The sequence below is a fragment of the Cupriavidus sp. 05T313 genome, assembly GCF_056396665.1.
On sequence record NZ_JBFTLX010000034.1, the window covers coordinates 1 to 25,620 of the forward strand.

At 67.8% G+C, this 25,620-nt stretch carries 17 protein-coding genes and 3 pseudogenes; 12 read left to right on the plus strand and 8 right to left on the minus strand.

All coding sequences use genetic code 11. The annotated features are described in order from the left end of the window. Window positions 1-152 precede the first annotated feature (152 nt). Window positions 153-1,466 (minus strand): type II toxin-antitoxin system HipA family toxin, encoded by a 1,314-nt coding sequence (locus tag AC1DKD_RS10625; protein WP_477111162.1) that lies wholly within the window; start codon window positions 1,464-1,466, stop codon window positions 153-155. 11 nt (window positions 1,467-1,477) lie between these two features. Then, window positions 1,478-1,858 carry a helix-turn-helix domain-containing protein gene (locus AC1DKD_RS10630; protein WP_441627992.1) on the minus strand — a complete coding sequence of 127 codons (381 nt, stop codon included), beginning with the start codon at window positions 1,856-1,858 and terminating at the stop codon, window positions 1,478-1,480. Window positions 1,859-2,068: 210 nt separating this feature from the next. Here AC1DKD_RS10630 and AC1DKD_RS10635 point away from each other — a divergent pair, with 210 nt between their 5' ends. Further along, complete coding sequence (locus AC1DKD_RS10635) at window positions 2,069-2,854, plus strand: TatD family hydrolase (protein ID WP_477101706.1); 786 nt, start codon at window positions 2,069-2,071, stop codon at window positions 2,852-2,854. 178 nt (window positions 2,855-3,032) lie between these two features. Then, on the plus strand, window positions 3,033-3,575 hold the full coding sequence (gene speG / locus AC1DKD_RS10640) for a spermidine N1-acetyltransferase (protein WP_441627996.1): 543 nt from the start codon (window positions 3,033-3,035) through the stop codon (window positions 3,573-3,575). Window positions 3,576-3,596: 21 nt separating this feature from the next. Here speG and AC1DKD_RS10645 read toward each other — a convergent pair whose 3' ends face one another. From AC1DKD_RS10645 to AC1DKD_RS10655, 3 genes and pseudogenes are all read right to left on the minus strand, one after another. Beyond that, window positions 3,597-5,432 (minus strand): NAD(P)-binding protein, encoded by a 1,836-nt coding sequence (locus AC1DKD_RS10645; RefSeq protein ID WP_477143263.1) that lies wholly within the window; start codon window positions 5,430-5,432, stop codon window positions 3,597-3,599. Between the two features lie 35 nt (window positions 5,433-5,467). Beyond that, window positions 5,468-6,829 (minus strand): cytochrome c, encoded by a 1,362-nt coding sequence (locus AC1DKD_RS10650; protein ID WP_477143264.1) that lies wholly within the window; start codon window positions 6,827-6,829, stop codon window positions 5,468-5,470. Between the two features lie 16 nt (window positions 6,830-6,845). After that, window positions 6,846-6,971 (minus strand): annotated as a pseudogene (locus AC1DKD_RS10655) (DUF2970 domain-containing protein); the annotation flags it as partial. Between the two features lie 166 nt (window positions 6,972-7,137). Here AC1DKD_RS10655 and AC1DKD_RS10660 point away from each other — a divergent pair. Continuing rightward, entirely contained in the window at window positions 7,138-8,550 is a 1,413-nt protein-coding gene (locus AC1DKD_RS10660; RefSeq protein ID WP_441628004.1) for an aminotransferase-like domain-containing protein, read from the plus strand. Window positions 8,551-8,570: 20 nt separating this feature from the next. Here AC1DKD_RS10660 and AC1DKD_RS10665 read toward each other — a convergent pair. After that, a pseudogene (locus tag AC1DKD_RS10665) lies at window positions 8,571-10,098 on the minus strand (ABC transporter permease/substrate-binding protein). Window positions 10,099-10,446: 348 nt separating this feature from the next. Between AC1DKD_RS10665 and AC1DKD_RS10670 the strand changes: the two are divergent. The 9 genes and pseudogenes from AC1DKD_RS10670 (at window position 10,447) to AC1DKD_RS10710 (ending at window position 21,060) form a co-directional block, all read left to right on the plus strand. Beyond that, the gene (locus tag AC1DKD_RS10670; RefSeq protein ID WP_441628006.1) at window positions 10,447-11,472 is read left to right on the plus strand and encodes a LysR family transcriptional regulator; all 1,026 of its coding nucleotides are present in this window, start codon (window positions 10,447-10,449) and stop codon (window positions 11,470-11,472) included. Next, window positions 11,469-12,980 (plus strand): NAD(P)-binding domain-containing protein, encoded by a 1,512-nt coding sequence (locus AC1DKD_RS10675; protein WP_441628008.1) that lies wholly within the window; start codon window positions 11,469-11,471, stop codon window positions 12,978-12,980. Before AC1DKD_RS10670 ends, AC1DKD_RS10675 begins: the two co-directional genes overlap by 4 nt. Then, window positions 12,977-13,963: an ABC transporter permease gene (locus AC1DKD_RS10680; RefSeq protein ID WP_441628010.1), complete on the plus strand. Its 987-nt coding sequence runs from the start codon at window positions 12,977-12,979 to the stop codon at window positions 13,961-13,963. Before AC1DKD_RS10675 ends, AC1DKD_RS10680 begins: the two co-directional genes overlap by 4 nt. Beyond that, entirely contained in the window at window positions 13,960-14,892 is a 933-nt protein-coding gene (locus tag AC1DKD_RS10685) for an ABC transporter permease (RefSeq protein WP_477143265.1), read from the plus strand. The genes AC1DKD_RS10680 and AC1DKD_RS10685 overlap by 4 nt, the downstream gene beginning before the upstream one ends. Further along, window positions 14,889-15,899: an ABC transporter ATP-binding protein gene (locus tag AC1DKD_RS10690; RefSeq protein WP_441628014.1), complete on the plus strand. Its 1,011-nt coding sequence runs from the start codon at window positions 14,889-14,891 to the stop codon at window positions 15,897-15,899. Before AC1DKD_RS10685 ends, AC1DKD_RS10690 begins: the two co-directional genes overlap by 4 nt. Beyond that, window positions 15,896-16,942, plus strand: a complete 1,047-nt coding sequence (locus AC1DKD_RS10695; RefSeq protein WP_441628016.1) for an ABC transporter ATP-binding protein — start codon at window positions 15,896-15,898, stop codon at window positions 16,940-16,942. The genes AC1DKD_RS10690 and AC1DKD_RS10695 overlap by 4 nt, the downstream gene beginning before the upstream one ends. A 58-nt stretch (window positions 16,943-17,000) precedes the next feature. Beyond that, a complete protein-coding gene (locus AC1DKD_RS10700) occupies window positions 17,001-18,575 on the plus strand; it encodes an ABC transporter substrate-binding protein (protein ID WP_477101700.1) in 1,575 nt (524 codons plus the stop codon). A 12-nt stretch (window positions 18,576-18,587) separates the two neighbouring features. After that, window positions 18,588-19,919 carry an acyl-CoA thioester hydrolase/BAAT C-terminal domain-containing protein gene (locus AC1DKD_RS10705; protein ID WP_441628020.1) on the plus strand — a complete coding sequence of 444 codons (1,332 nt, stop codon included), beginning with the start codon at window positions 18,588-18,590 and terminating at the stop codon, window positions 19,917-19,919. A 20-nt stretch (window positions 19,920-19,939) separates the two neighbouring features. Then, window positions 19,940-21,060: pseudogene (locus AC1DKD_RS10710) on the plus strand (CMD domain protein). A 95-nt stretch (window positions 21,061-21,155) separates the two neighbouring features. On the opposite strand, the gene AC1DKD_RS10715 reads toward AC1DKD_RS10710, so the two are convergent. Beyond that, on the minus strand, window positions 21,156-21,521 hold the full coding sequence (locus AC1DKD_RS10715; protein WP_441628022.1) for a cupin domain-containing protein: 366 nt from the start codon (window positions 21,519-21,521) through the stop codon (window positions 21,156-21,158). 36 nt (window positions 21,522-21,557) lie between these two features. Further along, window positions 21,558-25,469 carry a DNA translocase FtsK gene (locus AC1DKD_RS10720; protein ID WP_477111163.1) on the minus strand — a complete coding sequence of 1,304 codons (3,912 nt, stop codon included), beginning with the start codon at window positions 25,467-25,469 and terminating at the stop codon, window positions 21,558-21,560. Window positions 25,470-25,620 lie beyond the last annotated feature (151 nt).

Sequence of the window (25,620 nt, forward strand, 5' to 3'; positions counted from 1 at the left end):
ATTCTACATTCGTTGTTGCAACGCATCACGCGAAAAAACCGACTGCCATGTTGCCAATGCCCCGCTTCCGTGTGGTTCCCCCTATGCAGGGAAGCACCGGAGTTAGGTATCAGACCCATCGAGGCGTCTTCCAATGCGCCGAACCTTCTGGTCTAGCGGGCTTTGTGACCGAAAGCACCATCCGGATCGACGTACACATTTGTTTTTTTCCTGCTCACCAAATCGTTCTGCCCGGACAGGCCGGCCTGTTCCCGTAGCGGCGCAGGCTCCGGCTTGCCCAACCTGGCATCCGGCTTGATGTCCTCGGCGCCTTGCGCCCACGCGTCCAGCATGCGCTTGGCGATTTCCCTGAACTCCGGGTAGCGGTCGGCGTACTCGCTTACCAGCGGCACTACCTTCCGGATCGCCTGCGTCACCTGGCCCATACATGCGGCCATATCGGCGCTAGACAAGTTCAGTCTTGCGCCGCCGTACTGCGCCAGCAACTTCCCGGATGCCCAGGTCCGCTTGCCAGCCAGCGGCAAACCTGGAATATCCGCCCGATACTCCGGGTAGGCGGTCACCGTGACAATGTCATACACCGGCGCCAGCCTGACGTCATCGATGCTGGTGTACACCACAGCGAAGTTCTTCAGGTGTGCATCGGCATTGCGCAATGCGTAGTTCAAAAGCAACAACGTAAACAGGCGCCGCGCACTTTCCTTCCGATGCGGGGCGCTGACGTAAATCGCCAACAGCTTTGCCAGATCCTCAAGACTGCCCTTGTATTTATTGACAGGGTCCAGTCCTCTCAGCGCACAAAAATCCTCAACTGCAAGCCGGCTGCCGTCCGCCAGGCGATCGAAACGGCGGATTGCCAGCACCTGCCCGTCGTCAGAAAGTTCTGTTTCCGGCACTTCCAGGCCCGCCAGCCGCGCCACTTCGAGGCACAGGAACTCGTTCACGGACAGGCCGGGCAAATCCACCGGACCCGTCTTCAGGATGAACTCGTCGGTCCAGACCGTGGCTTTGTCCTCGGGCCTGGCAAGCACCTTGGGCATGACGCCCGATACACCTTCGGCAATGCCCGCTTCCAGATGGCGCAGCAGGTTGTCCCGCGATCCAGTCGATGCGAGCAGGCTCGCCATGTCCAGGTTCGAGGCAGCCAACGTCGGCGGCGCCCCGTGAGGCACCACCCGGACCCTGCCGATCCCGTTCGCGCCGGTCAGCGCCAGCAGGCCCAGGTCGCTCACGTCGGCATGGGCCCCAAGCTTGCGCCGGATCAGGTCCTTCTTGTACCCCTCGGGCAAGTTCATCTGAAAAAACGGCAGCAGCCCGGCTGCCCATTTATACGACTCTGCCCGAACTGGCAGCAGAAGCGACACGAAGTCGTGCGCCGGCACATCTGGCAGGTAGGTGAATACGCTCGCGCGCGCTTCTTCGGCCAGCGTGCCGACGGGCGTTGCATTCACATAGACGTCCAGCATCTGTGCGCCGTTCACTTCGAACCCTCGTCGTGGGCCTTTTCCGGTGCCTTGTCGCCGGACTGGGACGCGTCAAGGTCCGCGGCTGGCTGCGGCCGGCGGTGAAAGTGCCGGACACGCCGGCGCGCTTCCTCGGAGGTGGCATCGACTTCCTCCGTCTCTGCCAGCACGTCGTCCAGCGTCCTTCGGTGGCCGGCAGGCCTTGCGAGCAGCTCAAGCCCGACGGCCTCGAACAAACTCAACAACTTCACCGCGCCCATCTCCGGCAATCCGCCCGTCTCAAACCGGCTGATCCGGGCCCGCGGCACCCCGCTGTACTCGGCGACTTCCTGTTGGGTCTTGTTCGCAAGGATCCTGGCACGCTTAAAGGCCTCTCCCAGCTCAGCAAGATTCATGTGCTACCTGTATAACATTATGCTCAAATAAACGTCTAACGTACTGTATACGAAACAACAGCACCAGTCAAGATAACGTGCCATAAACGAAACACTAAGCGGTTAATTCTTCGTAGTGTTTGATATAGAGAACATTATGAGCGCAGCAAGCCGATTAGCCCGAGGTTAGACTGCATGCTGCGAACGATCCGCCTCTCATCCCAGCCAGACATGCACCTAATCGACATTGGCGTAAACTTTCATTCCTCCCAGATTGCCCCGCACACAGACGCCATCCTTGCGCGCGCCGTGGCGGCCGGGGTGGTGGCCATACTCGCGACGGGCACATCGCTGGACGCGAGCAGGAAGGCTAGTGACCTGGCCAGGCTGCATCCCCGCCTCCTATTCGCAACGGCGGGCACGCACCCTCACACGGCCAGGGATTGGTCGCCATCGGTCCGGCAATCGCTTGAGTCCCTCTGGGAACGCCCCGAGGTGGTGGCGATCGGGGAGTGCGGGCTGGACTACAACCGAAATTTCTCGACGCCTGCCGACCAGCGCAGGGCCTTCGCGGACCAGCTCGAAGCGGCTGTCCTCTGGAAGAAGCCCCTGTTTCTCCATTGCCGCGACGCCTTCGAGGACTTCTACGCGATGGTGGAACCCGCGGTCCGTGCCGGCGCCCACGGTGTGGTGCACTGCTTTACCGGCGCTGCCGACGAGGCGGCCGCTTTCGTCGAACTGGGCCTGGACATCGGTATCACGGGCTGGGTAACGGATCTCAAGCGAGGCCAGGCGCTGCGCGAGGCCGTGCAAGCCATACCGCTCGACCGCCTGCACCTGGAGACCGATGCGCCCTACCTCGGCCCGAAGAACCACAAGAACCGGCGGCCTTACAACGAGCCCGCCAACCTGCCCTGGATTGCGCAGGCAGTCGCCGAACTGAAAGCGTTGACGGTGGCCGAGGTTGCCAGCCAGTGCACCCGCAATAGCCGCCGCCTGTTCGGCATCCCGGCCTGAGGTGCGCCCTGCCCGCTCGTGACAAGCGGTGATTGTGAACAAATGTGCCTACAATCGGAACCCGACTAAGCCGCCGGGGGTCGAACCAGGCTTCGCCCGGAGCCGCTGGACCTCATTTGCTTGTGTTGCCCGCCGGCTCCGGACAGACCCGTAAATAACAATCAAGAAAGGCCCGCCCATGGTGACCGAAACCGGCCCAAACCTGATCCTGCGCCCGCTGGAGCGCAGCCACCTGCATTTCGTACACAGCCTGAACAACGACGCGAAGATCATGCGTTACTGGTTCGAGGAACCCTACGAAACCTTCGCCGAGCTGACTCAGCTCTATGACCGCCATGTGCACGACCAGCGCGAGCGCCGCTTCGTCTGCGAGAACCTGGATGGCGAAGCCGTTGGCCTGGTCGAGTTGATGGAGTTGAACCATATCCACCGGCGCGGCGAGTTCCAGATCATCGTGGCGCCAGCCAGCCAGGGCCGCGGCTACGCCGGCACGGCCACCCGGCTCGCCATGGACTACGCCTTCATGGTGCTGAACCTGCACAAGCTTTTCCTGATCGTGGACGTGCAGAACGCCAAGGCGATCCATATCTACGAGAAATGCGGCTTCCAGCGCGAGGGCGAACTGCTGGAAGAGTTCTTCAGCTATGGCGCCTATCACAATGCATTGCGCATGTGCGCCTTCCAGCGCGACTACCTCGCCGCGCGCAACGCCCGGCTCTGAGCGCCCCGCCCAGGCCCGAAATCAGCCCGCCAGCTCCCCGACCGCCTTCCACGCCTGGTCGATGGCGGCTGTCAGCGAAGGGCTGCCCGCGCTATCGCTGTTAGCGATCACCACATTGCCCGCGCTGGCGCGCGAGTGATCCAGCACGGCCTGCGCTGCCGCCTCCTCCTCGAACAGGCTGTTGGGCATATAGCTGTAGCCGTGCGCCCAGCGGTTGACGGTGATGCCGCGAATCACATCCTTGCCGGCGAAGCCGCCGGGCGCCAGCATGCGGTCTAGCTGGCTGCGGATACCCTTCTCCAGTTCGCCGAACGGCGTACCAAGCAGGAAAGCCCGCCCGGCGCGGAAGCGTTCGCGCGCCTGCATCCCGCTGTCCGGCACGGTGGGCACATAGAGCATGTGCAGCACCACCGGGTCCGCCGGGCGCGCGCCGGCCGGCTTCTCCAGCCACAGGTCGGTGTAGGCCATGGCCGGCGCATGGATGCGGCTGGTCTTGAGCGCCTCGAAGGCGCGCCAGTTGTCCAGCGCCACCTTGGTGTAGACCACCGGGGCCTTCACGTCGGAGCGCAGGGCCTGCTTTTGGGGCGCCGGCAGGCCGGGCATGATGAACGGGATCATCATGTTGTAGCCGGCCAGCACCACGTGCGCGGCTTCGACCCGGTGCAGGTTGCCGCTCCAGCCATAGGTCACGCGCGTGATGCGCTGGTCCGGCTCGATGGCGATGGCCGTGCTGTTCAGGCGTACCCGTACCTTGGAATCGTCGGTATCGAGCCGGCTGTAGTCGAAACCGGCCGCGCCGATGTCATCGGGGCTGCCGGACTTCGTCACGCCCGGGATCATGTTCCGCACCAGCAGCCGCGCCAGCGTGGCATTGCCATCGGCAAACCAGAGCTTCGATGCGGGCGACTTGCCAAGGCGTGGATTGAGGCTGGGCGGCGGCATGTTCTTGCCGCCCGGCAAGCCGATGGCCAGCGCGTCGAACAGCGATACGCCGTCGGCGTCCAGGGCATAGGCATCGTTGCTGCGGCTGCGGAAAAAGCGCTGGCCGTCGAGACCCACGCCGGCCTTCTCGCGCRGGAAGGCCGCGTAACTGGTGCGCTTCAGGTAAGCCAGCCGCTCGCCCTCGCCCATGCCCGCCAGGTAATCCGTGCCGCCATCGGCCAGGCGCGCCAACGCGTCGCGGTCCTGCTGCGGCAGCGGCGTCTTGTCCAGGAAGGCTTTGAACGCCGCGGCACTGGCCGGCTGCGCCCCGGTATTGCGGGCATCGATCTGGCTGGCAAACGGATCGCCGGCAAGCAACTGGTCACGGCCAAAGTGTTCCGCGTCGAAGAAGACCGAGCGGCCCATGCCCAGCTCGCGATACAGGTCGCGTTCGGCGGCCTGATGGCGCTTGGGATCCACGCCGAGCCCGGCCAGCAGCGTGGCTACCGCGCGGCTGTCGAGCGCGGTCGGCGGCATCTCGGCGCTGCCGCCGTACGTCACCAGTTTCTGTCCGCGTACCGTGAACTCGTTGCGCTTGGCATGGCCACCGAAATCGTCGTGGTTGTCGAGGATCAGGATGCGTTTGCCGGCGCCGAAGCGGCGCTGGTAGAACCACGCCGCCGCCAGCCCGCTGAGGCCACCGCCCACCACCACCAGGTCGAAGACTTCGCGCGCCATCACGGCAGGGTATTTGGCGCCTTCGCGGGCCAGGCTGTGCGCAAGCGTGTAGGTGCCCGCATGGTTGCCGCGCAGCCCGGTCAGCGCCGGGGGATAGCCGGCGCTGCGTTCAGCGGCCTGCAAGAGCTGGGACGGCGCCAGCCCCGCGGCGATGGTGAGTGCGGCGCCGTTGAGAAAGTCTCTGCGCGTGATGGTCATGGCAATATCGTTCGCTTGGTTTGGGTGGCGCGGGCTCAACGGCGCTCAGCGGTGTCGCGCTGACGGCCCAGTTCGGCGCGGCGCGCGGCTACCGCCCCTTCCGCTACAGGGCTGGCGCGATTGCCCCAGCCGGTGCGGATAAAGGTCAGCACGTTCGCCAGCTCCTGGTTGTCCAGCGTCCAGCCATAGCCGGGCATGTGGTAMTCGGTGGCCGCCGTGCCCACGTGCGCGGTCACGGCGCCGTCGAGCAGCAGGTTGGCCAGCGAGGACGGATCAGGATCCACCACGGTCGGATTGCCCGCCAATGGCGGGAAGACGCGGGCAAAGCCCTTGCCGTTGGCGCCATGGCAAGGCATGCAGAATTCGGCGTACTGGCGCGCGCCGGTGGCGTCGAAGCGGCCCTGCGCGAGCATGTCGGCGGTGCCGGCATCATAGACGTAGGGTGTCTCGTCGCTGCGCGTGCCGGGCACCGACTTGAGATACACGGCAACGGCATCCAGATCCGGGCGGCTCATGAACTGCGTGGACGATGCGATCACCTCGGACATCGGCCCGAACGAAGTCGCATGCGCATTGCGCCCGGTGTGCAGATATTCGGCAATGTCTTCGCGCGACCAGCTGCCCAGCCCCGTACGCGGGTCGCCCCGCAGGTTGGTGGAAGCCCAGCCTTCCACGCTGGCGCCGGCCAGGAAATGCCGGCTGCGTTCATCCAGCCCCTTCTCGGCCATCAGCGCGCCGCGCGGCGTATGGCAGGCGCCGCAGTGGGCCACCGCTTGTACCAGGTAGGCGCCGCGATTCCACGCTGCACTCTGGCTGGCATCGTTGCGCACCGGCCCGGTTTCGAGGAACAGCCAGTTCCAGACGCGCAGCAGCCAGCGCATGCCGAACGGCCAGCGCATCTCGGGTTCGGCGGTTTCCTGCCGCACGGCTTTTACTTCGGTGCGCAAGTAGGCATAGAGCGCCTGCACGTCCGGTTCGGCGAGGCGGGCATACGACGGGTAAGGCATGGCGGGATAAAGCCGCTTGCCGTGTTTCGCCACGCCCTCACGCAGCGCGCGGTCGAACTCCTCGAACGTGTAGGCGCCGATGCCGCTCTCGGCATCCGGCGTAATGTTGGTGGAATAGACGGTGCCCACGCCGGTCTTCAACGGCAATCCGCCGGCAAAGGGCGCGCCACCGGGGCTGGTGTGGCAGGCGGCGCAGTTGGCCACCTTGGCCAGGTAGCGGCCACGCTCGATCTGCGCCGCGCCGGGGGCGTCCGCCGCAGCCGCGAGGCATGGCGCCAGCAGCAAGGCGGCGAAGGCGGCGGCAGCGCTGCGCAAGTGCCTGCGCGCAAGGGCGGAAATGGTGCCGGCGACGGCGGCGGTAGCGGAGAACCGCCTTGTGGCAAGGCTCATGGGGGATCAGCGGYACCGGCCGCACCGCCTGCAGGTCGCGCATATGTTCCTGGCCCTTGCGCAGGCCAAAAAATCCCCACAACACCGTAATCACCAATCTCAAGGGGTTCATTTCCGTCTTCCTTGCATGCTTGCCACACATCGCATGACCGTACGTCCGGGGGGCGGCCGACCGTGCAACGGCATGGCTTTTACTAGTTACGGCGCATTATGGCCGTGGCTGGCAAGTAATAACAGAATCAGATCTGCGATAATTTTGCGTATCAGTTTGACGATCAGGCATTTGTAGACCCCTGCCCCCCTGCCCCATGAAGCGCTACGAAGAGCTGGCGGAAACGCTGGCCAAGGACATCCGCAGCGGCAACCTGCCGCCCGGCACCAAGATGCCGTCGATCCGCAAGACGGTGGCGCAGTATGGCGTGAGCCCTTCCACCGCGTTCCAGGCGTACTACCGGCTGGAGGAACGCGGGCTGGTACGGGCGCGCGAGCGCTCCGGCTACTACGTGACGGGACCGGTGGGGCGGCCGCTGCCGCAGCCGGCGGTGCGCCGCTCGCACCAGGTCTCGACCGACGTCGATATCTCCAAGCTGGTGTTCTCCGTGCTCGATGCCGCGCGCGATCCTCAGCTTGTCCAGCTCGGCTCGGCCTTCCCTTCGCCCGAGCTGTTTCCCTGGGAGCGTCTGGGCAAGTCGCTGGCCCGCGCCGGGCGCGAACTCGATCCCTGGTATTCCGTGAACGACATGCCGGCCGGGCATCTGGCCCTGCGCCAGCAGATCGGCTTGCGCTACCTTGGCGCGGGAGCCCCGCAACCCACCGAGGAAATCGTCGTCACCAACGGTGCGCTCGAAGCGCTCAACCTGTGCCTGATGGCCGTGACCCAGCCTGGCGACGTGGTGGCCATCGAGTCGCCCGGTTTCTATGCTGCCCTGCAGGCGCTGGAGCGGCTACGTTTGCGGGCCGTGGAGATCCCGGTGGATCCGCGCGAAGGCATCGACCTGGACGCGCTGGATGCCGCCCTGAAGCGCCACCCGATCAAGGCTTGCTGGTTCATGACGCAGTTCCAGAACCCGCTCGGCGCCAGCATGTCCGAGGGCAGGAAGCAGCGGCTGGTGGCTTTGCTGGCTCGCCACCGCGTACCGCTGATCGAGGACGATGTGTACGGCGAGCTGTACTTCGGCAACCGCTGCCCGCTGCCCGCCAAGGCCTTCGACCAGGAGGGCCTGGTCATGCATTGCAGTTCGTTTTCCAAGACACTGGCGCCGGGCTTCCGGGTGGGCTGGGTGGCGCCCGGGCGGTTCGGCGAAGCGATCCAGCGGCTGCGGCTGATGACCACGCTGTCGGCAGGCGTGCCGACGCAGGTGGCTCTGGCGGAATACCTGCAGAACGGCGGCTACGACAAGCACCTGAGGCGCCTGCGCCATCTGCTGGAGATGCAGCAGGGCCAACTGATCGCCGCCATTGGCCGGCATTTCCCCGAATCGGTACGCGTCTCCCAGCCCGCGGGCGGGTATTTCCTGTGGGTGGAGTTTGCCGAAGGCTTCGATGCGCTGGCCCTGCACCGCGCCGCGCTCGAGCATGGCATTGGCATTGCGCCGGGCCCGATCTTCTCGGCACGGCAAGGCTATCGCAATTGCATCCGCCTGAACTACGGCCACCTTTGGAGCGACGCCGTGGAAGCGGCCGTGGCCAGACTGGGCGAGCTGGCGAAGGCGCAATCATGAGCAGGCAGGGGCCCACCCGCTCAAGCGGCTGTCCCGCCCCGGCCATGCCTGCCCAGGTACCATTCCCCAAGTTCGAATCCCGCCTGCACAAGGAGCGCAAGCACCGCGGACGGGATGGCGCCCGCCATCAGCAGGACGTGATCATTCAGCGCGAGCCCGGTCGCGATGCGTTCCCCGTAGCCGCCGGCGCCGACGAAGGCGGCTATGGTGGCCGTGCCCACGCTGATGATGGCTGCTGTCTTGATACCGGCCAGCAGCACCGGCATCGATAGCGGGAGCTCTACGTAGCGCAGCACCTGGCCAGGCCTGAAACCCAGGGCGCGCGCGGCCTCGCACATCCCCCCTGGGCACTTGCTGCAGCCCCGTCAGCGTATTGCGCACGATCGGCAGCAGCGCATAGAGGAACAGCGCCACCATGGCGGGCCATACCCCAATGCGCCCCAGCAGCGGAATCAGCAGGGCCAGCAAGGCCAGCGAGGGCACCGTCTGCAGCACGCTCACCGCCGCCATCAAGGCCTGGCCCAGCCGGGGACGGCGTGCGGCCACGATGGCCAGCGGCACACCCAGCACGGTGGCGGCGCCCACGGCGCCAAGCACCAGGGCCAGGTGCCGCCTGGTCAGGCGCAAGGTATCGCGGCCGAACAAGGTGGCTGCGAGTCCGGCGCGGGCGTCTGGCCGGGCTCCCGCTTCGGCGGAAGTCGCCGCGGCGCCGCCATTCGCCAGGAAGGCGTGCGCTACCGTGGCGAAGGATTGCCCGTCCAGTTCAGCCGCCGCGTTCATCGCGATCATGTCTTGCGCGTGTATCTTTCCCTCCAGGCGATTCAAGGCCTGCCAGGCCGCCGGAAAGCGCTGTGGCAGGTCGCGCCGGTACAGCACCACGGCGTCGTAGCGCGGGAAGTAGTGCCGGTCGTCGGTCAGCACGCGCAGCCCGTACTTGCGAATCTTGGCGTCGGTCGAGTAGATGTCGATGGCATCGACCTGCCCGTTGGCCAGGGCTTCGTAGGCAATGCCGTGATCCAGCCCCATGGGGCGCTGGCGCAGGCCATAGCGTTGCGCCAGCCCGGGCCAGCCATCCGCCCGGCCGAGAAATTCATGCGACAACCCCAGGCGCAGTTGCGGCTGCGCGGCCAGGTCTTCCAGCRCCGCCAGGCCAAGCTGGCTCGCCTTGGCCTCGCTCACCGCCAGTGCGTAAGTGTTCTCGAACCCGAGTGGAATGCCAGCCGCCAGGTCAAACGGCGCCAGCGCCCGGTTGATCTGTTCCAGGCTCGCGCCTGGGGGCAGCTTGAGGATTTCGCTGGAAACGGTGCCGGTGTAATCCGGATACAGGTCGATGCTACCGGCCTTGAGGGCTTCGAACACGATGGCCGTGTTGCCAAGGCCGGGCGTGTGTTGGGCACTGACCTGGACCGCAGCCGTCTGGGTAAGGATTTCCCCGAGGATATAGGACTCGGTAAAGCGCTTTGAGCCAACCCGGAGCGTGTCGGCGTACACCGTGGCAGCCGCGGCGAGCAGCGCTAGCCCGACCAGCACATGGCCGAGCACCGCCATGGTTCCCGGAAGCCCGAACCGATCGCCATGCGTGGCGCCCCGCGTGCAGCTTTGAAGGGGATTCAAATGATGCGCTCTCCTGTTGCATCGCCAGGCAGGCCCCGTGGCCTCCCGTGCCGACATGGTTCCCATCATACGTGCCTGGCGCGGCGCAGGGCACACTCCCCGGTTCCGCACCGATTGCCGGCATCGACACCCGTCCCGCCGTGCCGGGGCGACGGCGCGCCAGCCGCTCCTCTTCCCCCATGCAACCGCATGAGCACATATGAAAATAGTATTTGCAATCCGAATGCTGGCGGGGCGAGAATCCAGAAAACACATACATAGCATCAACGACATCTCGCCCCCATGGAAATCCGGCAACTGGAAGCCTTCGCGGCAGTCATGACCAGCGGCAGCGTCACCGCCGCGGGGCGCTTGCTGGGCCGTTCCCAGCCGGCGATCACACGCCTGATCCAGGAACTGGAGAGCGAGATCGGCTTTGCGCTGTTCGCCCGCAGCGGGCCGCGCGTCAGCCCCACCGAGCGGGGCTTCCTGCTGTACGAGGAGGTGGAGCACGCGCTGGTCGGCTTGCAGCAGATCCGGGCCCGTGCCGCTGAAATCGCCCGCGAGGAAAACCGCTCGCTGCAGATCGCCGCCACGCCGGCCCTGGCGGCGGGCCTGTTGCCCCTGGCGCTGGCCGGCAACCGGCCGGACCATGCCACCGCGGGCACCGGCACCGTCAGCCACATCCATATCAACAGCGCCTCCCCGGAAAAAGTCGTGCACTCGGTGCTGACCGGCGCGGCCGAGATCGGCCTGACCAGCCTGCCCCTGGAGCATCGCGGCGTCACCGTGCACTGGATCGGGCAGGCTGCCTGCGTGGCTGCGGTACGCGCCGACGATCCGCTGGCGGCGCTCGCCACCATCCCGCTCTCGGCCTGCAGCGGGCGGCGCATCGTCACCATGCAGAACCCCTACCGGCTACGCCGCCGCCTGGACGAGGCGTTTGCCCGTGCCGGGGTGGAGCCGGCCGCGCTGATCGACACCAATTCCTCGCTCAATGCGCTCACCGCCGTACGTGCCGGACTGGGGATCGCCGTGCTGGAGCCGGTGACAGCGCGCGGCGTGCCGCTGGCGGATATCGTGGTACGCCCGATTGATGCCGATATTCCTTTCTACTTTGGCGTGATCACCCCCCAGACCAGGCCCGCCAGCGCCGCCGTGCTGGCGCTGATCAACACGCTGGCCACCGCGGCACGCCACTTGCTGCCCGATTTCACCCAGCGCGGCCCGGAACAGCACGGCGCGCTGCTGCAAGCGCTTTATGGCGACGCCGCGGCCACCGAGGCCGCCAACGGCGCCTCCCACGACACCGAACACATCGACCTATGAACTTGCCTGCCGAAGCCATCCCGGCCATATCCGCTGCCACCGCCGCCACCGCCGCAGAAGGCCTCGCCGCGCTGGAAGCGCGCTTGCGTCAGGACCTGTCCTGGCTGGAACTGCCCGCCAGGAACTGGACCGTTGCGCGCGCGCACGATGGCGAGCCGGTGCTGGATGTTGCGGTGATCGGCGGCGGCATGGCCGGCATGGCGGCAGCGGCTACGCTCAAGCACCTGGGCATCAACGCACGGATATTCGACCGCTCCCCGGCCGGCTTCGAGGGTCCCTGGGCCACCACGGCGCGCATGGAGACGCTGCGCTCGCCGAAGCAACTGACCGGCCCGGCGCTGGGCCTGCCCGCCCTGACTTTCCGCGCCTGGTTCGAGGCCCAGTTCGGTACCGCCGCCTGGGACGCGCTGGACAAGATCCCGCGCCTGCAGTGGATGGATTACCTGCGCTGGTATCGCCAGGTGCTGGAACTGGACGTGCGCAACGACCACGTGGTCGAGCGGGTGCTGCCGCGCCCCGATGGCCTGGTGGCGCTGGAAATCCGCTCGCCCGCCGGCGCGCAGACCGTGCTGGCGCGCCGCGTGGTGCTGGCCACCGGCCGCGACGGCCTGGGCGGCGCGCATGTGCCGCCCTTTGTCCAGACCTTGCCGCGCGAGCGCTGGGTGCATTCGAGCGATGTGTTCGACTACGGCACCCTGCGCGGCAAGCGCGTGGGCGTGGTCGGCGCCGGCGCCTCCGCCATGGACAGCGCCGCTACCGCGCTGGAAGCGGGCGCCGCCAGCGTCGACCTGCTGATCCGCCGCGCCGATATCCCGCGCATCAACAAGGGCAAGGGCGCGGGCAACCCCGGCCTCACCCACGGCCACCCCGGCCTGCCGGACGACTGGAAATGGCGCATCCGCCATTACATCAACGAGCAGCAGGTGCCGCCGCCGCGCGGCAGCACGCTGCGGGTGTCGCGGCATGAGAACGCGCGCTTCAACCTGGGCTGCCCGATCGAGCGCATCGAGCAGTCCGGCGACGCGCTGCTGGCGCATACGCCAAAGGGCGCCTTCGAGCTGGATTTCCTGATTGTCTCGACCGGTTTCCGCATCGCGCTGGAAACGCGCGAGGAATTCGCCGCGTTTGCCGGCCAGATCCGCTACTGGCGCGACCGCTACGCACCGCGGGAGGGGCAGGAAGACCAGGAGCTGTCGGACTCTCCGGACCTTGGCCCGGCCTTCGAATTCCTCGAGAAAGTGCCGGGCGCGTGCCCGGGCCTGTCGCGCATCCACTGCTTCTGCTATCCGGCAGCGTTGTCGCACGGCACGGTCTCGGGCGACATTCCCGCCATCAGCGACGGCGCCAGGCGCCTGGGCCAGGGCATCGCAGCCCTGCTCTACCAGGAGGACGTGGCGCTGCACTACGCCAATATGGAAGCCTTCGCCGAACCTGAGGTCTTCGGGGACGAGTGGGTGCCGGCCGGCCCGCCGCCGGCGATTCCTTCCGACGCGGCGAACGCATCATGAGCCGCTGGCCGCTCCGATGGCTGGCGCGCCGGCTGGCGCAGTCGCTGCTGGTCGTGCTGGCGATGACGGTGATCGTGTTCGCCGGGCTGCACGCGATCGGCAACCCCGTCGACATCCTGATCGGACAGGACGTGGACCAGGTCGAGCGCGCGCGCATCATTGCGCGGCTGGGGCTGGACCAGCCGCTCTGGCGCCAGTACCTGGCCTTCCTGCACGGCGCCCTGCGCGGCGACCTGGGCAACAGCCTGGTCTATAACGTACCGGCCATCCAGCTCATCCTGCAGCGGCTGCCGGCCACGCTGGAGCTGGCGGTGGCGGCGCTGTTGCTGGCCGTGCTGGTGGGCGTGCCGCTCGGGCTGTTCGCCGGCCTGTACCCGGAGCATCCACTGTCGCGCGTGCTGATGACCGGCAGCATCGTCGGCTTTTCGCTACCTACGTTCTGGGTGGGACTGATGCTGATCATGGCCTTCAGCGTGCGGCTTGGCTGGCTGCCTTCGGGCGGACGCGGCGCCACGGCCGAATGGCTGGGCGTGCCGTGGTCGTGGCTCACCGCCGACGGCCTGCGCCACCTGATCCTGCCGGCCATCAACCTGTCGCTGTTCAAGGTCTCGCTGGTGCTGCGGCTCACGCGCGCCGGCGTGCGCGAGGTGCTGCCGCAGGACTGGGTCAAGTTCGCCCGCGCCAAGGGCCTGTCGCCGCGGCGCGTGGTCCTCGGCCATGTGCTGCGCAATACGATGATTCCGCTGGTGACGGTGCTGGGACTGGAGTTCGGCTCGACCATCGCCTTCGCGGTGGTGACCGAGAACATCTTCGCCTGGCCCGGCGCCGGCAAGCTGATCCTGGACAGCATCAACGCGCTGGACCGGCCGGTGATCGTTTCCTACCTGATCGTGGTGGTGTGCCTGTTCGTCACGCTGAACCTGATCGTGGATGTTCTGTACAAGCTGCTCGACCCGCGCGTGCGGCTGGAGGCTGCCGCATGAGCGCCATCGACAACGCCGCCTCCACGGCGCAAGCCGATCCGCGGGCGCTGCGCCGGGAATCGCCCTGGCGCCGGGTGGCGGCGGACTTCTTTTCCTCGCGTACCGCCGTATTCGGCCTGGTGCTGCTGGCGATCCTGGTGCTGGCGGCGGTCTTCGCGCCGCTGGTGACGCCGCAGAATCCCTACGACCTGATGCAGCTCGACGTCATGGACGCACGCCTCGCGCCCGGCGCCGCGAGCGGCACCGGCACCTATAGCTACTGGCTCGGCACCGACGGCCAGGGGCGCGATATCTTCTCCGGCATCCTCTACGGCCTGCGCATCAGCCTGACAGTGGGCGTGGGTTCGGCGCTGATCGCCGGGATCGCCGGCACCCTGCTCGGCTTGCTGGCCGCCTATGCCGGCGGCCGCGTCGACAGCGTGATCATGCGCACGGTGGACCTGCTGCTGTCCKTCCCGTCGATCCTGGTGGCGATGATGATCCTGGCCTTCCTGGGCAAGGGCGTGCTCAATGTGGTGCTGACCCTGGTGATCCTGGAGTGGGCCTACTATGCGCGCGCCGCGCGCGGCCAGGCGCTGGTGGAGAGCCGGCGCGAATACGTGGAAGCGGCGCGCGGCCAGGGCATCTCCAACTGGCGCATCGTGGTCGGCCATATCCTGCCGAACTGCCTGCCGCCGCTGATCGTGATCGGCTCGCTGCAGGTGGCCCGCGCCATCACGCTGGAGGCCACGCTGTCCTTCCTGGGCCTGGGCGTGCCGGTGACGGAGCCCTCGCTTGGCCTGCTGATCGCCAACGGCTACCAGTTCATGCTGTCCGACGAATACTGGATCAGCTTTTTCCCCGGCATCGCGCTGCTGGTCACGGTGGTGGCCATCAACCTGGTGGGCGACCGCCTGCGCGACGTGCTCAACCCGAGATTGCAGAAATGACGGTGGCAAGCCGCGACAACACCGTGCCGACGCTGGAAGTCCGCCATCTGCGCACGCACTTCGAAACCCGCGCCGGCGTGCTGCCGGCGGTGGACGACGTCTCCTTCACCGTGCCGCGCGGCCGCATCCTCGGGCTGGTGGGGGAATCCGGCTCCGGCAAGTCCGTGACGGGCTTTTCCATCATGGGCCTGGTGGACGCGCCGGGGCGCATCGTCGGCGGCGAGATCCTGTTCCAGGGCCGTGAGCTCACCGGCATGCGGCCGGCCGAACTGCGCCAGCTGCAGGGCAACCGCATCGCCATGATCTTCCAGGACCCGATGATGACGCTCAACCCGGTGATGCGGGTGGACGCGCAGATGATCGAGGCGGTACGTGCCCATAGCCCCGCGAGCCACAAGCAGGCGCGCGAGCTGGCGCGCGACACGCTGGGGATGATGGGCATCCCCAGCCCGGAGGAACGCCTGCGCGCCTACCCGCACCAGCTTTCCGGCGGCATGCGCCAGCGTGTGGCGATCGCCATCGCCATGCTCCACCGGCCCGACCTGATCATTGCCGACGAGCCCACCACCGCGCTGGATGTCACCATCCAGGCGCAGATCCTGTCCGAAGTGCAGAAGCTGGCGCGCCAGCACGGTACCGCGCTGATCTGGATCACGCACGACCTGTCCGTCGTGGCTGGCCTGGCCGACGAGGTGGCGGTGATGTACGCCGGCCGCATCGTCGAGCAAGGGCCGGTCGATGCGGTGCTGGACCATCCGCTGCACCCCTACACCGCCGGCCTGATCGGCAGCTTGCCGAGCTTGAACAAGCGCGGCCAGCGGCTGCGCCAGATCCCCGGCATGACGCCCAACCTGCTGACGATGCCGCCCGGCTGCGCCTTCGCGGCGCGCTGCCAGCGTGTCTCCGAGGCCTGCCGGCAGGCACCGGCAATCACTTCGCCGGACGCATTGCGCCAGGTGCGCTGCTTCCACCCGGGCCAGCCGGCCGTCACCGCGGAGTTCGCATGAAGCCGACTGAACACGCTGCCGGCGAGCCGCCGCAATTGCCCGCCCTGGTCGAGGCCAGCAATCTCGCCAAGCGCTTTGGCGAGCAGGCATCCGGCCGCTTCGACTATCTCGGCCGCGCGCTGCGGCGGCTGGGCTGGTCGGAACCGGCACCGGTCACGCACGCCGTGGATGGCGTCGACCTGCGGATCCGCCGCGGCGAGGTGGTGGGACTGGTCGGCGAATCCGGCTGCGGCAAGTCCACGCTCGGCCGCATGGTGGCCGGCCTGCTGCAGCCATCGGCAGGCGAGATTCGCGTGGACGGACAAGCGGTCGAAGGCCTTGATGCCAGCGCCCACCGTGCATTGCGGCTCAAGATCCAGATGGTGTTCCAGGATCCCTACGCCAGCCTGAACCCGCGCTTGCGCGTGGACCGCATCGTCGGCGAGGGCGCGCGCCTGCACGGCCTGGTGGACGCGGCCGGCTTCGACGACTATGTCAGCGCGCAGCTTGAACGCGCCGGGCTGGACCCGGCCCTGCGCCAGCGCTACCCGCACCAGTTCAGCGGCGGCCAGCGCCAGCGCATCGGCATTGCCCGCGCGCTGGCCGTGCAACCGGAGCTGCTGGTGTGCGACGAGGCCGTGGCCGCGCTGGACGTTTCTATCCAGGCACAGGTGCTCAACCTGTTCATGGACCTGCGCGAGCAACTCGGCCTGACCTACCTGTTTATCAGCCACGACCTTGGCGTGGTGGAGCATGTGTCGGACCGCGTGGTCATCATGTACCTGGGCCGGGTCGTCGAGAGCGCACCCACGGAAGAGATCTTCCGCCAGGCCAGTCACCCGTACACGCAGGCGCTGCTGGCCGAAATCCCCCGGCTGGACTCGCGCCACAAGACCTTCACCGCCATCAAGGGCGAGATTCCCAGCCCGCTGGCGCCGCCGCCGGGCTGCCACTTCCATCCGCGCTGCCCGCATGCCATGGCGCGCTGCCGGACCGAGGTGCCACGCCTGCGCGGTATCGCAGTGAACCACTTCAGCGCCTGCCACCTGAACGACGGCGGCTGACACCAGCCTTGCTGCCAACGCATTTCCATTGTTCCCATCGCCCCGAGGAAATTCGCTTATGAAACGCCTGCTGTCCCTCTCGATCAGCACCACCATCGCGGCCATGCTGTGTGCCGGTGCCGCCTCCGCCCAGTCGCTGTCGATCGGCTTCGCCGATCCGCTGTCCTCGCTGGACCCGCAGCTCAACAACCACGCCGGCGACCGCTCCGTGGACCTGCACTTCTGGGACCTGCTGATCGAGAACAAGGACAACAAGCTGCAGCCGGGGCTGGCGCAATCCTGGAAGCCGCTGGACGACAAGACTTGGGAGTTCAGGCTGCGCCGCGACGTGAAGTGGCAGGACGGCAAGCCCTTCGGCGCGGAGGACGTGATCTTCTCCTACCAGCGCGCGCGCAACGTGCCGGGCAGCGTGGCTTCGTTCTCGGGGTATCTGCGCACCGTGGAATCGGTGACCGCCAAGGACCCGTACACGCTCGTCATCAAGACCAATATCCCGAACCCGGACCTGCCGCTGAACCTGGCCTCGATCCATATCGTCAGCAAGCATGTGGGCGAAAAGGCCAGCACCGAGGATTACAACAGCGGCCGCGCCGTGGTCGGTACCGGCCCGTACAAGTTCATCTCCTACACGCCGGGCGACCGCGTGATGATGGCGCGCAATGACGGCTACTGGGGCGGCAAGCCTGGCTGGCAACAGGTCAACTACCGCTATATCAACAACGGCCCGGCCCGCACCGCCGCGCTGCTGTCCGGCGACGTCGATGTCATCGACAAGGTCTCGGTGTCCGACCTGGCCAAGCTCAAGCAGTCGCCCAACGTCAGCGTCTTTCCCTATGCCGGCCTGCGTGTCATGCTGCTGCAGCCGAGCTTCAAGCCCGGCCCCAACCCGTACATCACGGACAACGCAGGCAAGCCGCTGGACAAGAACCCGCTGCTGGACGTGCGCGTGCGGCGTGCGCTGTCGCTGGCGATCAACCGCCAGGCCGTGGTGGGCCGCATCCTGCAAAACACCGCCAGCGTGGCCAGCCAGTGGATGCCCAAGAACACCTTCGGCTACAACCCGGAAGTCAAGGAGATTGCCTACGATCCCGAGCAAGCCAAAAAGCTGCTGGCCGAGGCGAGCTTCAAGGACGGCTTCAAGCTGACCATCCACGCRCCTAACGACCGCTATCCGCAAGGCCCCGAGACCGCGCAGGCCGTGGCGCAGTTCTGGACCCGTATCGGCGTCAAGACCCAGGTGGAAGTCGTGCCCTGGTCCGTCTATGCAGGCCGCGCCAACAAGAACGAGTACGCGGTCAGCATGCTGGCCTGGGGCAACGGCACCGGCGAGGCCAGCTATGCGCTGGTCAACGTCCTGGCCACCGTGGACGCCAAGAAGGGCCTGGGCGCCTCCAACTGGGGCCATTACAGCAATCCGGCGGTGGACAAGGCGCTGGACGAATCGACCGCGGAGTTCGACGCGCCCAAGCGAGAGGCCATCCTGCGCCGCTCGGTCAAGCTGGTGTCGGACGACGTGGGTGTGCTGCCGCTGTTCCACTACCAGAATATCTGGGCCGCCAGGAAGGGCCTGAAGGTGGCGCCGATGACCAGCGACCGCACCGCGGCGATGATGGTCACGCGCGACGCCAAGTAAGGCGGAGCGGATATGGCATTGCTTACCATCACGCCAGCCGACGGCCTGATCGACGTTCCCCGCCGGATCGCCGTGTCGGGCCTGTGCCCCGGCGAAATCGCCGCCATCTCCACACGCACGCTGCGCGGCCGGGAGATTCCCTGGGCAAGCGAGGCGGTGTTCGTGGCGGACGCCGCCGGCACGGTCGACCTGGAACGCGACGCGCCATCGTCCGGGAGCTACGCGGGCGTCAGCCCGATGGGCCTGCTTTGGTCGCAGCGCCCRGTCGACAGCGACAGCCGGGAGTCATTCCATGCGGATGCCACCCGCCCGCTCGTCACCGAGATCACTGTGCGTACCGGCGGCGGCGAGATGTGCGAGACGCGCGGCGAGCTGGTGCAGCGCCTGGCGGCCGCGGGCGTGACCCGCACGGATGTGCGCGAGGACGGCCTGGTCGGCACGCTCTACCTGCCACCCGGTCCGGGCCCGCATCCGGCGGTGATGGTGCTCAACGGGTCGGGCGGCGGCATCAACGAACCGCGCGCCGCGCTCTACGCCTCGCGTGGTTACGCGGCGCTGGCACTGGCGTACTTCAAGGCGCCCGGCCTGTCCGACTATATCTCCGGCACGCCGCTGGAATATTTCGAGCGCGGCCTGCGCTGGATTCGCGCGCGGGTCCGGCCGGCGCGCGATTTCATCGCGCTGTCAGGCCAGTCCCGCGGCGGCGAACTGGTGCTGCTGCTGGGCGCGACGTTCCCCGAGCTGGTCTCCGCGGTGATCGGCTATGTGCCCGGCGCCGTGGTGCACAGCGCGCAAAATGCCGCCGACCCCGCCATCGGCCGCGAAGGCCCGGCCTGGCTGCACCACGGCAAGCCGCTGCCGCATGTGTGGGAGAACAACCGTACCGCGAGCTGGGCGCCCTTCGACGAAGGCCCGGCGCCGCACCGGCACGAACGCGCCATCCTGACCGCGCTGCAGGATCCCGACGCGGTGGCGCGCGCCCGCATCCGCGTGGAGGACATCCGCGGACCGGTGATGCTGCTGTCCGGCACCGACGATGGCTCCTGGCCCTCCAGCCTGTATTCGCGCATGGTGGCGGACAAGCTGGCCGAGGTCGGGCATCCGCATAACGTCGAGCATCTGGATTTCGAAGAAGCCGGCCATGCCATCCTGTTCCCCTATGTGCCGACTACGCAAATGGTCTATGCCCATCCGGTTTCCAGGCGGATCAGCACCACCGGCGGCACGCCGGCGGCCAACGCGATAGCGGATGAGGAGTCCTGGACCGGCGTGCGCGAATTCCTGGCCCGCGCGGTCGCCAGCCACGCCGGCCGTGCCAGCGTCACCGAACGACTAAACCCCTGAGTCAAGACAGAGAGCCCATCATGACCCAAACCAACACAGCCACCGCCGACCTGGTGGACCGCGTGGCCGGCCTTGCCGCCGGCTCCGCCACCCACGCGCTGCGCCACCAGCGCGACAAGGTCGCCGTCTCCACGCAGGGCAGCTACGACGCCCTGTTCGATCCCGCCCTGCCTGGCCTGGTGCTCACCGAGCGCCTGCTGGTGGCGCTGTACGCCGCGCGCCTGACGCCGGCGCCGGAGCTGGCCGCGCACTATCGCGAACGGCTCGGCGAGGCCGGCGCCGATGCCGCGCTGGTCGCGATCGCCGGGCAAGGCGATCCCGCGTCGCTGGCCGATCCGCGCCTGCGCGCCATRCTCGCCTTTACCCGCACGCTGATCGAAAACCCCGTGGCCGGCGACGAAGCTGCCCTCAAGACGCTGCCCGCCGCTGGCCTGGCCACGCCCGACGTAGTGACCCTTGCGCAGCTGATCGCATTCCTCTCCTACCAGGTGCGCCTGGTGGCCGGCCTGAAGGCTCTGAAGGCACTGCAATCCGAGGAGGCCGCAGCATGAGCGCACCGATCAAGATCCAGGGCTTCACCAACGAAGTGCTCGACTGGAAGGCCTGGCTGGATGTGGTCCAGGTGGACCAGGCCACGCCCGGGCAGGTCGCGGTGCTGGAGGAAAGCCATCCCAAGGCCAAGGTTTCGGACTACTACCTGTTCCTGGTGCATCAGCCCGAGATCCTGCGCCAGCGCTCCACCGCCTTCAACGCCATCATGTATGCGCCGGGCGGCATGGCGCGCGCCGAGCGGGAACTGGCCAGCACGGTGGTTTCGCGGGTGAATGGCTGCGTGTACTGCGCGTCGGTGCACGCGCAGCGTTTCGAGCAGCTGGCCAAGCGTAACGACGTCATCACCCAGGTCTTCGAAGACCCGCACACGGCGGGCACCACCGCGCGCGAACAGGCGATTTCGCAGTTTTCCATCGAGCTGACCGAGCGGCCTGACGCGGTCAGTGCCGATAGCCTGCGCGCGTTGCGCGAGGTAGGGGTGAGCGATGCGGAGATCCTCGACCTGATTCACTCGATTGCGATCTTTGCGTGGGCGAACCGGTTGATGCTGAATCTGGGAGAACCGGTATTTCCGGTTGAGGGCGGCTGAGTCCGCGTTTCAGGCCGGCAGTGGGCCAGGAAGCTGGGCGGCGATGAGACCAGCTGGCTTCGGCCAGCGCTCCATTTGACGAAGCGCCCGGCGTCTCAGCCTTGCCCGGCCGGCTCGCAATGCACCGCGAGCCAGACCGTGGGCCGATCCGCGTCGGTCCACGCCACCCGATGCCGGCAATGCGCCGGCAGATGCAGCCAGTCGCCGGGCGCAAGCGCGCGCGCCGCGGCTTCGCCGTCGATATGYAGCCCCGCGCTGCCGCTCAGCAGCAACACCCATTCATCCTGCGCGCTGTCGTACCAGAAATCCGGCGGGCTGGCCTGACCGTTCGAGACGATCCGTTCGATCTTGAGGCCGGGCCGTTCCAGCAAGGCATCGAAGCGCTCGGCCGCGCGGTCGACCGGCACCTGCGCCAGCAGGTTGCCCTGCGGCACAGGCGGCGGGCTGGTCGTGGAATCCATCGCTGTCTCCCCTTGCACGTTGCGCGTTGCGTGCTTTCAATCGCCCGCGCCCGGCGCGAGCACATCGCGCGCGCCGTTGCGGCCCATCGGCGAAACCAGCCCGGCTACTTCCATCTGCTCGATCAGCCGGGCGGCGCGGTTATAGCCGATGCGCAACTGGCGCTGCACGGCCGAAATCGAGGCCCGGCGGCTGGTGAGCACGAAGGAGGCGGCTTCGTCGTACAACGGGTCCGCTTCCACGTCGCCGCCGCCTTCGCCGAACAGATCCGCGGCGGCGGCCTCGCCTGGGTCGCCCGCGAGGATGGCTTCATCGTAGTCGGGCTCGCCGAACTGCTTCCAGTGCTCGACCACGCGGTGCACTTCGTCGTCGGCCACAAAGGCGCCGTGCACTCGCTGCGGATAGCCGGTACCCGGCGGCAGGAACAGCATGTCGCCCTGCCCCAGCAGGCTTTCCGCGCCCATCTGGTCGAGAATGGTGCGCGAGTCGATCTTGGACGAGACCTGGAAGGCCACCCGGGTCGGGATATTGGCCTTGATCAGGCCGGTGATCACGTCCACCGACGGCCGCTGCGTGGCCAGGATCAGGTGGATGCCGGCCGCGCGCGCTTTCTGCGCCAGCCGCGCGATCAGCTCTTCGATCTTCTTGCCGGCCACCATCATCAGGTCGGCCAGTTCGTCGATCACCACCACGATCAGCGGCAGCGTGCGCAGGGGCTCGGGCGCGTCGGGCGTCAGCGAGAACGGATTGGACACGTGCTCGCCCACGGCCTCGGCGGCACGGATCTTCTGGTTGAAGCCGGCCAGGTTGCGCACGCCCAGCGCCGACATCAGGCGATAGCGCTTCTCCATTTCGCCCACGCACCAGTTGAGCGCGTGCGCGGCCTGCTTCATATCGGTCACCACCGGCGCGAGCAGGTGGGGAATGCCCTCGTAGACCGACAGTTCCAGCATCTTGGGGTCGATCATGATCAGCCGCACATCGTCCGGCGTGGCCTTGTACAGCAGGGACAGGATCATGGCGTTGACCGCCACGGACTTGCCCGAGCCGGTGGTGCCAGCCACCAGCAAGTGCGGCGCGCGCGCGAGATCGGTCACCACCGGGTTGCCGGTGATGTCCTTCCCCATAGCCAGCACCAGGTTCGAGTTGTGTCCGAGGAAGGATGACGCGGCCACGATCTCCGACAGGCGGATCATCTGCCGCCGCGCGTTGGGCAGCTCCAGCCCCATGCAGGTCTTGCCGGGGATGGTTTCCACCACGCGGATCGAGGTCACGCCCAGCGCGCGCGCCAGGTCCTTCATCAGCCCCACCACCTGCGCGCCGCGCACGCCCATGGCGGGATCCACCTCGAAGCGCGTGATCACCGGACCGGCCGATGCGCCTACCACCGAGACCGGCACCTTGAACTCCGCCAGACGCTGCGCGATCAGGTTGCCGGTTTCCTGCAGGCGTTCCTCGGTAACCTGCTCGACATCGGCCGTGGCGGCTTCCAGCAGGGCGAGGTCCGGCAGGCGGTAGTCCGAGATGCGCGCGGGCGCCGGCGTGACGGCGATGGCCAGGGATGCCGGCATTGCCGTTGCCACGGGAGCCGCCGCCGCTGCGCCCGGCACGGGGTCAAGGGCCACGACTTTACCGACCACGGCCTGCAGCACGATGCGCGGCTTGGGCGCTGGCGCGGCGGGGGCCGCTTCCGGCAATAGCGGTGGCTCCGAGGCGGTGGCACCGTCCGCCACCGGAGCGGGGACGTTGTCCTCGCCGCGGGGCTCGATCAGCAGGTTGGCGTCGAGAACGCTATCGGCGATCTCTTCCAGTGGGGCATCGGCTTCGGGCTGGGCCGCGGCGCTGGTTTGCGGCTCGGCTTCGACCGCGACCTCTGCCTGAGCTTCGGCTACGGGCTCGGCTCCGGCTTCAGGCTGGATTGCGACCATGGCTGCGGCATCGGCCTGCGGCTCGGCTTCGACAGCAACTTCTGCCTGGGCTTCGGCTACAGGCTCGGCTTCGGCTACAGGCTGGACTGCGACCACGGCTGTGGCATCGGCTTGCGGCTCGGCTTCGACCGCAGGTTCTGCCTGAGCTTCGGCTTCAGGCTCGGCTCCGGCTTCAGGCTGGACTGCGACCACGGCTGCGGCATCGATTTGCGGATCGGCTTCGATCGCAGCTTCTGCCCGGGCCTCGGCTACAGGCTCGGCTCCGGCTTCAGGCTGGACTGCGATCACGGCTGCGGCATCGGTTTGCGGATCGGCTTCGATCGCAGCTTCTGCCCGGGCCTCGGCTACAGGTTCGGCTCCGGCTTCAGGCTGGACCGCGACCACGGCTGCGGTATCGGTTTGCGGATCAGCCTCGACTGCAACTTCTGCCTGGGCTTCGGGCTGAACTGCGGCTACGACCACGGAATTGGTTCGCGGCTCGGCTTCGACAGCCACTTCCGCCTGGGCTTCAGCAACAGCGACAGCATGTCCGGCATCCCCGGCAACCGGCTCGGTGACGATTCCGGCGGAGGCTTCGTGCAACTCGTTGGACGGTACCTCGGCAGCGGCCAAGGCCGCTTCGGTGGCCACCGGATTGCTCACCGCGTCGATTGGCGCCTCGGCGGGGGCATCGATGGCGGCATCCGGCAATGGCGCGGATGCCGCCTGCGCCTCGGCCACAGCCTCCTGCGGCGACGACGCCGGCACGGCAGGCAACGCCGGCCGACGGCCACCAGCCAGTGCTTTCAGCTCCGCCATCAGCGCCTCGGCTTCCAGGCGGATCTCCTCCAGCGTCACGGATGGCGCATCGCCTTGCCTCGCGGCGTTCGCAAGCAGTTTGGCGGGCTCGGGAGTCTCGCCGGGCACGGTGGCGGCAAGTCCGGAGACCGGCATGGCGACGTCCTCGGGGGTCAGCACGGCTACCGTCTGCGGCTCCTCGGCGAGTACTGCGATGGCTTCCCCGGTTTCCAGCACGCCGGTATCCAGCGTGCCCGCCGACTCGGGCTGCGCGGCCGGCGCGTGCGCTGGCCGCGCCTGGGCGTCCGCGGGCGGCGGTGCCACGGCAGCGGTTGTCACGGTCGTTGCGGCAACGGGCTGGACGGGCCGCGCGTTGGCTTCGGGCAGCGTCGTAATCGTCGAGCGCGAGCCCATCTGCGGCTGGCGGAAGGGGCTGCTGACCACGGTCGCGCGCGCAGGCGTCGCCGCGGCCGGGCTGGTTGTGGCGCGGGCCTGCGTGGCCACAGCCGCCGCCGCGCTGGCTGCGGCAGCCGCGGACGCCGTCCGTGCGGCAGCCTGGGGCTGGGTGGCTGCCCGCGCCGGCGCGGGCCTGGCGGGGGAAGGCCTGGCCGCGGCGGGCGCGGACACCGGCGCGGGCGCTTCCGGCTTGACGGCTCCCGGCGGCCCGGCTTGCTGCAGCCAGATCTCGCCTGGCTGCGGCGGCGAATTACGGGTGCGCGCCGGCGGCTGCCAGACGGGCTGGCGCCGCGCCGAAACAGCTTCAATGCCCTTGTGGCGCGGTACATGGTCGGCCGTGCCCGGCGCCGCGGCGTGCATCGCGCCCAGGTGCGTGGTCTCCCAGTTGTCCGGCTCGCGCGCGGTACGGGCGGGGGTGCGCAACGGCGCGGGATCCGCCTCTTCCGGCTCCGCCATGACGGGCTTGCGCAGGAACAGGCTGCGCCAGGTTTCCCCGAACACCATCGGCGCGGCCAGCGCCAGCACGCCCAGCATCAGCAGCAGGCTTGCGCTCCAGCCGAACATGCCGGAAACCAGGCCGCCCAGCGCACGGCCGGCGCTGCCGCCGGACGTGCTGCCCGCCATGCCGGCCTCGCCCGCGGCCCCCGTCAGCGCTTCGAGCGAAGCGCTCGCGCACAGCACGATCAGCGTGCCGAGCCAGACCCGCAGCGTGCCGCGTCCGCTAAAGAAACGGCGCTCACCGGCAAGCAGGCGCGCCACCTGTCGCCACACCAGCGGCACAAGCCACAAGGTCGAAAATCCGAACCAGCCAAAACCCATTATCGAAACGCCATCATCTAATACCTCGGGCAGCGATTGTAGCGGGTCTGGGCGCGGCGTTTCCGCGCAAGATGGCTGCGAGGACGGAATATCGCGCGATTTCCGTGAAGAAACGCCCTCC